The 11,275-nt window shown below is 63.1% G+C and carries 9 protein-coding genes and 4 tRNA genes; 11 read left to right on the top strand and 2 right to left on the bottom strand.

The window, feature by feature from the left end; translation table 11 throughout:
• The first annotated feature begins 91 nt into the window (after positions 1-91).
• Entirely contained in the window at positions 92-2,107 is a 2,016-nt protein-coding gene (gene uvrB, locus TO66_RS10420; protein WP_044462255.1) for an excinuclease ABC subunit UvrB, read from the top strand.
• A gap of 217 nt (positions 2,108-2,324) precedes the next feature.
• Here the strand turns inward: uvrB and TO66_RS10425 are convergent, their stop codons facing one another.
• Positions 2,325-3,815, bottom strand: coding sequence for an MDR family MFS transporter (locus tag TO66_RS10425; RefSeq protein ID WP_177330431.1), 1,491 nt, complete (start codon positions 3,813-3,815; stop codon positions 2,325-2,327).
• Between the two features lie 49 nt (positions 3,816-3,864).
• Positions 3,865-4,926 (bottom strand): HlyD family secretion protein, encoded by a 1,062-nt coding sequence (locus TO66_RS10430; protein WP_044462257.1) that lies wholly within the window; start codon positions 4,924-4,926, stop codon positions 3,865-3,867.
• 237 nt (positions 4,927-5,163) lie between these two features.
• Between TO66_RS10430 and gltX the strand changes: the two genes are divergently transcribed.
• From gltX to TO66_RS10480, 10 genes are all read left to right on the top strand, one after another.
• A complete protein-coding gene (gltX, locus tag TO66_RS10435) occupies positions 5,164-6,645 on the top strand; it encodes a glutamate--tRNA ligase (protein ID WP_044462258.1) in 1,482 nt (493 codons plus the stop codon).
• A gap of 236 nt (positions 6,646-6,881) precedes the next feature.
• A tRNA-Ala gene (locus tag TO66_RS10440) sits at positions 6,882-6,957 on the top strand.
• A gap of 79 nt (positions 6,958-7,036) precedes the next feature.
• Positions 7,037-7,112, top strand: a tRNA-Glu gene (locus TO66_RS10445).
• A 53-nt stretch (positions 7,113-7,165) separates the two neighbouring features.
• Positions 7,166-7,241 (top strand) — tRNA-Ala (locus TO66_RS10450).
• Between the two features lie 79 nt (positions 7,242-7,320).
• Positions 7,321-7,396: transfer RNA gene (locus tag TO66_RS10455), tRNA-Glu, on the top strand.
• A 182-nt stretch (positions 7,397-7,578) separates the two neighbouring features.
• The gene (locus tag TO66_RS10460) at positions 7,579-8,118 is read left to right on the top strand and encodes a TetR/AcrR family transcriptional regulator (protein WP_044462259.1); all 540 of its coding nucleotides are present in this window, start codon (positions 7,579-7,581) and stop codon (positions 8,116-8,118) included.
• A 28-nt stretch (positions 8,119-8,146) separates the two neighbouring features.
• On the top strand, positions 8,147-8,983 hold the full coding sequence (locus tag TO66_RS10465) for an alpha/beta fold hydrolase (RefSeq protein WP_044462260.1): 837 nt from the start codon (positions 8,147-8,149) through the stop codon (positions 8,981-8,983).
• Between the two features lie 47 nt (positions 8,984-9,030).
• A complete protein-coding gene (locus tag TO66_RS10470) occupies positions 9,031-9,468 on the top strand; it encodes a thioesterase family protein (protein WP_044462261.1) in 438 nt (145 codons plus the stop codon).
• Between the two features lie 113 nt (positions 9,469-9,581).
• Complete coding sequence (locus tag TO66_RS10475; RefSeq protein ID WP_044462262.1) at positions 9,582-10,541, top strand: tRNA-dihydrouridine synthase; 960 nt, start codon at positions 9,582-9,584, stop codon at positions 10,539-10,541.
• 120 nt (positions 10,542-10,661) lie between these two features.
• Positions 10,662-11,105 carry an Hsp20 family protein gene (locus tag TO66_RS10480; protein WP_011333344.1) on the top strand — a complete coding sequence of 148 codons (444 nt, stop codon included), beginning with the start codon at positions 10,662-10,664 and terminating at the stop codon, positions 11,103-11,105.
• The last annotated feature ends 170 nt before the right edge of the window (positions 11,106-11,275 follow it).

Here is an 11,275-nt window from a genome sequence, read left to right on the forward strand (position 1 = left end):
TCCAGTATTTTTCCCGGCGGCATCCGTCGTCCGCGGTCTTTCCCGTTCCTGTTGCGACGGTGTCGCACGGCAGTGAACCCAGAGGTAGGTTATGTCTGAATTCCAGCTAGTCACCCGCTTCCAGCCTGCCGGCGACCAGCCGGAGGCCATTCGCCTGATGGTCGAAGGCATCGAGGCCGGCCTGGCGCACCAGACGCTGCTCGGTGTGACCGGTTCGGGCAAGACCTTCAGCATCGCCAACGTCATCCAGCAAGTGCAGCGACCGACCCTGGTGCTGGCGCCGAACAAGACCCTGGCCGCGCAGCTGTATGGCGAATTCAAGGCATTCTTCCCGAACAACGCGGTGGAGTACTTCGTTTCCTACTACGACTACTACCAGCCAGAGGCCTATGTGCCGTCCTCCGACACCTTTATCGAGAAGGACGCCTCGATCAACGACCATATCGAGCAGATGCGCCTGTCGGCGACCAAGGCGCTGCTGGAGCGCAAGGACGCGATCATCGTCACCACGGTGTCCTGCATCTACGGCCTGGGCAGCCCGGAAACCTATCTGAAGATGGTGTTGCACGTCGATCGCGGCGACAAGCTCGACCAGCGTGCCTTGCTGCGCCGTCTCGCCGACCTGCAATACACCCGCAACGACATGGATTTCGCCCGGGCCACCTTCCGTGTGCGCGGCGACGTGATCGATATCTATCCGGCGGAATCCGACCTGGAGGCGATCCGCATCGAGCTGTTCGACGACGAGGTGGAAAGCATTTCCGCCTTCGACCCGCTGACCGGCGAAGTCATTCGCAAGCTGCCGCGCTTCACCTTCTACCCCAAGAGCCACTACGTGACGCCGCGGGAAACCCTGCTGGACGCCATCGAGGGGATCAAGGTCGAGTTGCAGGAGCGCCTGGAATACTTGCGCAGCAACAATAAGCTGGTGGAAGCCCAGCGCCTAGAGCAGCGCACCCGTTTCGACCTGGAGATGATCCTCGAGCTGGGATACTGCAACGGCATCGAGAACTACTCGCGCTACCTGTCCGGGCGTCCCGCCGGGGCGGCGCCGCCAACCCTCTACGACTACCTGCCGGCGGATGCCTTGCTGGTGATCGACGAATCCCACGTCAGCGTGCCGCAGGTCGGCGCCATGTACAAAGGCGACCGTTCGCGCAAGGAGACCCTGGTGGAACACGGTTTCCGCCTGCCTTCGGCGCTGGACAACCGGCCGATGCGCTTCGACGAATGGGAAGGGGTCAGCCCGCAGACCATCTTCGTCTCGGCCACGCCCGGCAACTATGAGGCCGAACATGCCGGCCGTGTGGTCGAGCAGGTGGTGCGGCCTACCGGTCTGGTCGACCCGCAGGTGGAGGTGCGTCCGGCGCTGACCCAGGTCGACGACCTGCTGTCGGAAATCACCAAGCGCGTGGCCCAGGAAGAGCGGGTGCTGGTGACCACCCTGACCAAGCGCATGGCCGAGGACCTGACCGATTACCTGGGCGACCACGGCGTGCGGGTGCGTTACCTGCACTCGGACATCGACACCGTGGAGCGGGTCGAGATCATCCGCGACCTGCGCCTGGGCACCTTCGATGTGCTGGTGGGGATCAACCTGCTGCGCGAAGGCCTGGACATGCCGGAAGTGTCGCTGGTGGCGATTCTCGATGCGGACAAGGAAGGTTTCCTGCGCTCCGAGCGTTCGTTGATCCAGACCATCGGGCGTGCCGCGCGTAACCTCAACGGCCGGGCGATTCTGTACGCCGACCGCATCACCGGCTCCATGGAGCGGGCGATCGGCGAGACCGAGCGTCGGCGCGAAAAGCAGATTGCCTTCAACCTGGCCAACGGCATCACCCCCAAGGGTGTGGTCAAGGACATCACCGACATCATGGAAGGCGCCACCGTTCCGGGCTCGCGGAGCAAGAAGCGCAAAGGCATGGCCAAGGCCGCCGAGGAAAACGCCCGCTACGAAAACGAATTGCGCTCGCCCAGCGAGATCGCCAAGCGCATTCGCCAACTGGAAGAAAAAATGTACCAGTTGGCCCGCGACCTGGAGTTCGAAGCCGCGGCGCAGACCCGCGACGAGATCGCCAAGCTGCGCGAGCGTTTGCTGACGGTCTGAACCTGGCGGGGCGCTCCTACGTCCGAACCTCTGTCGCGTAGCCGCTGCCGAGCCGGGGCGAGGCTGCGATCGGGGCGTAGCCCCGTAAACCCTAACGACGCGGTGCACCTGACCTACACGGTCGCCTGGTTTGGCGCCCGCTACGCGGTCGATCGCAGCCTCGCCCAGGCTCGGCAGCGGCTACACGCGCTGTGTTAGCCGATGGCCGCTGTGCCATCTAGTGCGCTTCGCCCGCCTTGAGCCCGGCCGGCAGCGCCTTGGTCAGCAGAATCGCCAGCATGCTGATGCCCAGCGCGATGCCGACCCAATGAAAGGCATCGTTGTAGGCCATGATCAGCGCCTGCTGGTGGGTGATCTCGCTGAGCTTGCCGAGGGCGGCGGTGTCGCTGCCGAACTTCTCGGTCAGGGCCGCGATGCGTTCAGCCACTTGCGGGTTGCTGGGCACCACCGATTCGCGCAGGTAATCGAAGTAGACCTTGGTCCGGGCATCCAGCAGCGTCGCCAGCAGGGCGATGCCGATGGCGCCGCCGAGGTTGCGCAGGATGTTGAACAGGCTCGAGGCCGAGCCGGCGTCCTGGGGCAGGATATAGGCGGTGGCGATCAGCGAGATGGTGACCATGATCAGCGGTTGCCCCAGGGCGCGAATGATCTGGATCTGGTTGAACTGCGGCCCGGCGAAGTCCGGGTTGAGCACTCCCGAAGAAAAACTGGCCAGGCCGAACAGGCCGAAGCCCAGGGTGCATAGCCATTTGGGCGAGATGAACTGCATCAGCTTGGGCACCAGCGGAATCAGGAACAACTGCGGCACCCCCATCCACATGATCACTTCACCGATCTGCAGGGCGTTGTAATTCTGGATCTGCGCCAGGTACAGCGGCAGCAGATAGATGGAGCCATACAGCCCGACGCCCATGCCCAGGCTGGAAATGCTCGACAGGCCGAAATTGCGGTTGCGCAGGATGCCGAGGTTGATCAGTGGATTGGACCTGGACACCTGGATGATGACGAAGGTGATCAGGCTCAGCAGGGCGACGCTGCCGAGGCTGACGATCAGGCTCGACTCCAGCCAGTCCTTGCGATGGCCTTCTTCGAGAAACACCTGCAGGCAGCCCAGGCCGATGCCCAGGGTGAGGATGCCGGCGTAGTCGGTGCTTTTCAGCAGTTCCCAATGGGCTTGCTTCTTCTCCAGGCCGTAGAGCAGGCCGGCGATCATGATCAGGCCGGGCGGGATATTGATGTAGAAGATGTATTCCCAGCCCCAGTTCTCCGTGAGCCAGCCACCCAGGGTCGGGCCGATGGACGGGGCGAAGGTGGCGGTCATGGCGAACATGGCCATGCCTTTGGCGCGATGGTGCTCGGGCAGCTTGATCAGGGTCAGGGTGAACGCCAGCGGGATCAGCGCGCCGCCGGTAAAACCCTGCAGGGCACGGAACACGATCATGCTTTCCAGGCTCCAGGCCATGGAGCAGAGCAGCGAGGCGATCAGGAACCCGGCCGAGACCCAGACCGCCAGGCGCCGCGCCGACAGCAACTGCACCAGCCAGGCGGTGAGGGGGATCATGATGATCTCGGCCACCAGGTAGGAGGTGGAGATCCACGAGCCTTCCTCGAGGGTGGCCGAGAGGGCGCCCTGGATGTCCTTGAGCGAGGAGTTGGTGATCTGGATGTCCAGCACGGCCATGAAAGCGCCGAGCATCACGCTCATCACGGCGATCCAGTCGCGCCGGGTCGGTTCGCCGACCGGGCGCAACAACTGGTCACCGGCCATCGGCTGGTGGCTCTTGGTTCAAGGGCCGGATGTTCACTTTGACGGTCACGGACATGCCCGGACGAATCTTGCCCTGCAGCGGGTTGTCGGCGGCGAAGGTCAGCTTCACCGGGATACGCTGCACCACCTTGGTGAAGTTGCCGGTGGCGTTATCCGGCGGCAGCAGGCTGAACTGCGCGCCCGAGGCGGCGAACAGGCTGTCGACGCGGCCTTCGATGGGCGTATCGCCATAGGCGTCGAAGCGCAGCTCGGCGGTCTGGCCCGGCTGCATATGGCCGATCTGGGTTTCCTTGAAGTTGGCCTGCACCCAGATGTCCTGGTCCGGCACGATCGACAGCAGATAGGCGCCGGCCTGCACATACTGGCCGTTACGCGCGGCGCGCTGACCGATCAGGCCACTGATCGGCGCGTGGATTTCACTGCGGGTCAGGTTCAGCTCGGCCTGGGCCAGCTCGGTGCGGGCATTGGCGATCAGCGCGTCGAGGCGCTTGATCTCGGCGTTCAGGGCATTGACCTGCTGGCGCTGGCCTTGCAGGTCGGCCTGGGCCTTGGCCACCTGCGAGCGGGCGATATGGTTGTCGGCGGACAGGGTCGTGACCCGCTCCTCGGAGACATAACCCGGCTTGCGCAGGGTTTGCGCGCGGGACAGGTCGATCTGCGAACGCCCGAGGCTGGCCTGGCTGGAAGCCACCTGGGCCTCGCCGGCGGCGATCAGGCTGGCCTGCTGCGTGAGCTTGCTCTGGGCCTGCAGGCGCTCGGCTTCGCGGGTCGCGAGGGCAGCCTTGGCCCGTTCCACGGCGAGATGGAAATCATCGCCTTCGAGGCGGACCAGCAACTGGCCTTTTTCGACGTGCTGGTTGTCCTGCACCAGCACCTCGTCGATACGCGCGCCGAGCTGACTGGAGACCCGGGTGATCTCACCCTGGACATAGGCGTTATCGGTGCTTTCATAAAAACGTCCGTGGAAAAACCACTGCGCCAGGAAGCCCAGGACGATCAGCAGGACCAGGAACAGGAAGATAAACAGGCGACGCTTGAGTTGAGCTGGCATGAGGCGGGCAGGCTGTGGTCAGGTAAATGTAAGGAAATTTTTCGCCAGGAGAATCTGGCATACGCCCGACCGGTGGTAAATGCCACCCGTGGAGAATCGACGGCTCGGCGGCCCGAGAGGCTCCCATAGCCTCAACCTTGGCTTAAATGCCCTGCTTACTGGAGCGGGGCCGGCATCGCCTGTTACCATTCGCCTCTTGTTTGATCTTCGCTTTTCATATTCTTTCCGAGACATGCCATGACCACCGTCCGCACGCGCATCGCGCCATCGCCTACCGGGGATCCCCACGTAGGTACCGCTTACATCGCCCTGTTCAACTACTGCTTCGCCAAGCAGCATGGCGGTGAGTTCATCCTGCGCATCGAAGACACCGATCAACTGCGTTCGACCCGTGAGTCCGAGCAGCAGATTTTCGACGCCTTGCGCTGGCTGGGCATCAACTGGAGCGAAGGCCCGGACGTGGGTGGCCCGCACGGCCCTTACCGGCAGAGCGAGCGTAGCGAGATCTACAAGCAGTACACCCAGCAACTGGTCGACATGGGGCACGCCTTCCCGTGCTTCTGCACCGCCGAAGAACTGGACCAGATGCGCGCCGAGCAGATGGCCCGTGGCGAGACCCCGCGCTACGACGGCCGCGCGCTGCTGCTGTCCAAGGAAGAAGTGGCGCGCCGCCTGGCCGCAGGCGAGCCGCACGTGATCCGCATGAAGGTGCCGAGCGAAGGCGTCTGCGTGGTGCCGGACATGCTGCGTGGCGATGTCGAGATCCCGTGGGATCGCATGGACATGCAGGTGCTGATGAAGACCGACGGCCTGCCGACCTACTTCCTGGCCAACGTGGTCGACGACCACCTGATGGGCATCACCCACGTCCTGCGGGGCGAGGAGTGGCTGCCTTCGGCGCCGAAACTGATCCTGCTCTATGAGTATTTCGGTTGGGAACAGCCGCAGCTGTGCTACATGCCGCTGCTGCGCAACCCGGACAAGAGCAAGCTGTCCAAGCGCAAGAACCCGACGTCCGTGACCTTCTACGAGCGCATGGGCTTCATGCCGGAAGCCATGCTCAACTACCTGGGACGCATGGGCTGGTCGATGCCGGACGAGCGCGAGAAGTTCTCGCTGCAGGAAATGGTCGAAAATTTCGACCTGTCGCGCGTCTCCCTGGGTGGGCCGATCTTCGATATCGAGAAGCTGTCCTGGCTCAACGGCCAGTGGCTGCGCGATCTGCCGGTGGAGGAGTTCGCCCGGCGTGTGCAGACCTGGGCGCTGAACCCCGAATACCTGATGAAGATTGCGCCGCACGTGCAGGGCCGGGTGGAAACCTTCAGCCAGATCGCACCGCTGGCCGGTTTCTTCTTTGCCGGTGGCGTCACCCCGGATGCCAAGCTGTTCGAGTCGAAGAAGCTGTCGGGCGATCAGGTGCGGCAGTTGATGCAACTGATCCTGTGGAAGCTGGAAAGCCTGCGGCAGTGGGAGAAGGACAGCATCACCGCGACCATCCAGGCGGTAGTCGAATCGTTGCAATTGAAGCTGCGTGACGCCATGCCGCTGATGTTCGCCGCGATCACCGGCCAGGCCAGCTCGGTTTCGGTGCTCGACGCCATGGAGATTCTGGGGCCGGACCTGACCCGCTTCCGCCTGCGCCAGGCCATCGACCTGCTCGGCGGCGTGTCGAAGAAAGAAAACAAGGAGTGGGAAAAGCTGCTGGGCGCGATCGCCTGATTCCGCGCGCCGATTCGCGGGAGCCGCTTTGCCGGCTCCCGCGGACCTGGACAGCAGTGAGATTGCGGCCGTTGGCGCAGGGCCCGACGGTCCGCAAAAGCCCCGGATTTACGGGGGAGGGCGGTAAGTGATTGTTATGCCGACAAATTTTTTTAAAAAAAGCTGAAAAAAAATTTGACAGCTTTCCGATACGCCCTTAAGATTCGCCCCGTCCTCAGCGATGACATCAACGATGAGGGGCTATAGCTCAGCTGGGAGAGCGCTTGCATGGCATGCAAGAGGTCGACGGTTCGATCCCGTCTAGCTCCACCAATTTACAGTTCAAGGCCTGGCCACACCGGCCTTGAATCGATCAGGTCTCAGCTCTGATCAGTTGTATAGAAGGGTTTGCGTCCCCTTCGTCTAGTGGCCTAGGACACCGCCCTTTCACGGCGGTAACAGGGGTTCGAGTCCCCTAGGGGACGCCAGTTTCACAGAAGCGATGTTGCAAGATGTCGCTCCGCCGCGAGGCGAAAAATCCGGGGCTATAGCTCAGCTGGGAGAGCGCTTGCATGGCATGCAAGAGGTCGACGGTTCGATCCCGTCTAGCTCCACCAATTTACAGTTCAAGGCCTGGCCACACCGGCCTTGAATCGATCAGATCTCAGCACTGATCAGTTGTATAGAAGGGTTTGTGTCCCCTTCGTCTAGTGGCCTAGGACACCGCCCTTTCACGGCGGTAACAGGGGTTCGAGTCCCCTAGGGGACGCCACGATTACCCGCTCTGCGGGATTTATAAGGGTCATTCAATTATTGAATGGCCCTTTTGTTTTTCTGGCGTTTGGCCAATTCTCCCTTTCTCTCCTGACTGTTCTTCTGACCGGTGGTCACACTAACGACTTGCGAAAATTTATTATGAGAATAATATTTTGATCGTAATATTCGGAGGCAACGATGAACGATAAAAAAGCTCAAACCCGCGAACGTATTCTCCAGGCTGCCAGTTCCGCGCTGGTGCAACGTGGCCCGGCCGAGCCGAGTGTGGGCGAGGTGATGGGGGCTGCCGGCCTGACGGTCGGTGGTTTCTATGCTCACTTCGAAAGCAAGGATGCCTTGATGCTGGAAGCGTTCAGCCAGTTGCTGGCGCAGCGGCGCGGCCTGATCGCCGATATGGACGCTTCGCTGACCGGCGAAGAGCGGCGCGCCCTGGTGGCAGCCTTCTATCTGTCGCGCAAGCACCGCGATTCCACCGAGCAGGCCTGTCCGATCCCGGCCTCGGTCGGGGAGATGGGCCGGCTGCCGGAAGATTTTCGCAAGGTCCTGAATGAACACATCGAACTGATGCTGGCGCAGTTGGCCAGCACCCCTGAAGACACCGACAAGGCGCTGGCCGACCTGGCCCTGATGGTGGGCGGCCTGTCCCTTGCCCGGGCGTTGGGAGCGGGGGAGCTGTCGGATCGTTTACTGCGCGCCGCCAAGTCGGCGGTGCTATGACCTGAGGCGCTGGCCTGAGGAGAGAGCGATGAGCACGTTGAGTTGGATTCGTGGCGTTAATGGCACCTTGGGCTGGATTGCACCGAAGCTGGTCGCGAGCAAGATGCGCCTGCTTTTCATGACGCCGCGCGAGCGGCTGCCGCGGGACTGGGAGTTGCCGCTGCTGGCGCGTTCCGAGCGCATTACCCTGCGTTTCGGGCTCTCGGCATTGCGTTGGGGCCAGGGCCCCGCGGTATTGCTGATGCACGGTTGGGAAGGGCGGCCCACGCAGTTCGCCAGCCTGATCAACGCGCTGGTCGGCGCGGGTTACAGCGTCGTGGCGCTGGACGGCCCCGCTCACGGGCGCTCTCCGGGGCGCGAGGCGAATATAGTGCTGTTTGCCCGGGCTTTGCTCGAGGCCGCCGCGGAGTTGCCGCCGCTGCGCGCGGTCATCGGTCACTCCATGGGTGGCGCCAGTGCCATGCTGGCGGTGCAGTTGGGCCTGCGCACCGAGACCCTGGTGAGTATTGCCGCCCCGGCGCGAATACTCGGGGTATTGCGTGGTTTTGCCCGTTATATGCGCTTGCCGCCCCGGGCGCGCTCGGCCTTTATCCGCCAGGTGGAGCAGGATGTCGGCATGCGCGCCGCGGCCCTGGATGTTGCGCGCTACCAGCTGGATGTGCCCGGGTTGATCGTGCATGCCGAAGACGACAACTTTGTCCCGGTCAAGGAATCCGAGCTGATCCACGACGCCTGGTTCGACAGCCGTTTGTTGCGCCTTAAGGAAGGTGGCCATCAGCGGGTGCTGGCCGACCCGCGGGTGATCGACGGCGTCCTGGCGCTGTTGGCTGGCCGTCGAAGTCTGCTGGCGCGCCAATCCGCCTGAGCATCCGTTACACTGCGCCGGTCGAATAATCTGACCGGGAGTGGGGCATGGGCTGGGATCTGGCAACGCCGTTTATCATCGACCTGCAGGTGGGCGCCGAAGACATCGACGGCTTGGGGCACGCCAACAATGCGGTCTATGTCACCTGGCTCGAGCGCTGCGCCTGGCGGCATTCCCAGCGCCTGGGCCTGGACCTGAGCGAGTACCGCCGCCTGGACCGGGCCATGGCGGTGGTCCGGCACGAGATCGACTACCTGGCATCGGCCTATGAAGGCGACGAGTTGCAGCTGGCGACCTGGATCGTCGACTGGGACCAGCGCCTGAAGATGACGCGGCGTTTCCAGCTGATGCGTCCGAGCGACGGCGCGACCCTGCTGCGGGCCCAGACCACGTTCGTCTGCATCGAGCTGTCCAGCGGCAAGCCCAAGCGCATGCCGACGGAGTTTCTCGAGGGTTACGGGCCGGCACTGCAAGGCGCGAACTGATTCGCCTGGTGGTCTTCGCGGGCGGCAACTGTCTGCCCGTCGAAATACCTGCTCCCCTCGAAACCCAGTAAACTGCCGCACGTTTTTTTTGCGTTCTACGTTGAGTGTGATTCATGCAAATTGCTTTGGCGCCCATGGAGGGGTTGGTCGACGACATCCTGCGGGACGTGCTGACCCGGGTGGGTGGTATCGACTGGTGCGTGACCGAGTTCATCCGGGTCAACGATCAGTTGCTCACGCCGGCCTATTTCCACAAGTTCGGCCCCGAATTGTTGAACGGCGCCCGAACGGCGTCCGGCGTACCGCTGCGGGTGCAACTGCTGGGTTCCGATCCGGCGTGCCTGGCGGAAAACGCGGCGCTGGCCTGTGAACTGGGTTCCGAGGTCATCGACCTGAACTTCGGCTGCCCGGCCAAGACCGTCAACAAATCCCGTGGCGGCGCGGTGCTGCTCAAGGAGCCGGAACTGCTCAACCGGATCGTCGAGCATGTGCGGCGCGCGGTGCCGGCACATATTCCGGTGACGGCCAAGATGCGCCTGGGGTTCGACAGTCCGGACGGCTCGCTGGTGTGTGCCACGGCGCTGGCCGAAGGGGGCGCCGAGCATATCGTGGTGCATGCGCGGACCAAGGTGGATGGCTACAAGCCGCCGGCGCACTGGGAGTGGATTCCCCGGGTGCAGGACGTGGTCAAGGTGCCGGTGTTCGCCAACGGCGATATCTGGAGCGTCGAGGATTGGCGTCGCTGCCGTGAAATCAGTGGCGTGGAAGACATCATGCTCGGTCGCGGCCTGGTGTCGCGTCCGGACCTGGCCCGGCAGATCGCCGCCGCGCAGGCCGGGGAAGAGGTGGTCGAGATGACCTGGGCCGAGCTGATGCCGCTGATCCAGGACTTCTGGCTGCAAGCCAAGGCGCAGATGACGGCGCGCCAATCGCCCGGTCGGCTGAAGCAGTGGCTGGCGATGCTGACCCGCAATTATCCCGAGGCGGTGGCGCTGTTCACCGTCCTGCGTCGTGAAACCGAGCCGGACCAGGTGTCGCGCCTGCTGGGGTTGCCGGTGGCCGAGGCGGCCTGAAAAAAATCTGCGAAAAGTCTCTTGAAATGCAATCGGCGGTCCCTATCTAAGGGTTACGCGATGCCGAATTCGGGTCGCGGAGATAAAAAACTTGCTGATTGTTTTCAGGAGATTTGAACCATGAGTACTGCATTTTCCCTCGCGCCACTGTTCCGTTCCTCGGTGGGTTTCGACCGTTTCAACGACCTGTTCGAAACCGCCCTGCGCAACGAGCCAGGCAGCACCTACCCGCCCTACAACGTTGAAAAACACGGTGATGACCAATACCGCATCGTCGTGGCCGCCGCTGGCTTCCAGGAAGAAGACCTGGAGCTGCAGGTGGAGAAGGGCGTGCTGACCATCAGTGGCGGCAAGCGTGACGCCAACGAAGGCGTGACCTTCCTGCACCAGGGCATCGCCCAGCGTGCGTTCAAGCTGTCCTTCCGCCTGGCCGATCATATCGAGATCAAGGCCGCCGGCCTGAGCAACGGTCTGCTGAGCATCGACCTGTTGCGCGTGATCCCGGAAGAGGCCAAGGCCAAGCGCATCCCGATCAACGGGGCGCAGCCCGCTCTGCAACACTGATGCACCGGCCGCGCGTCTGAACGGACGATAAGCCGCTGGATGAAGGCCCCGACCCGTCGGGGCCTTTTTGTGTGCGCAAGAAAACCTGCGCGCGACTTTGCCGCGGGGTGACGTTTCTCTACAATCCGCCGCAGTTTTGCCGACCCCCATTTCTCTGCGGTCGGCCTGGA

It is taken from the genome of Pseudomonas sp. MRSN 12121, assembly GCF_000931465.1.
Classification (GTDB): domain Bacteria; phylum Pseudomonadota; class Gammaproteobacteria; order Pseudomonadales; family Pseudomonadaceae; genus Aquipseudomonas.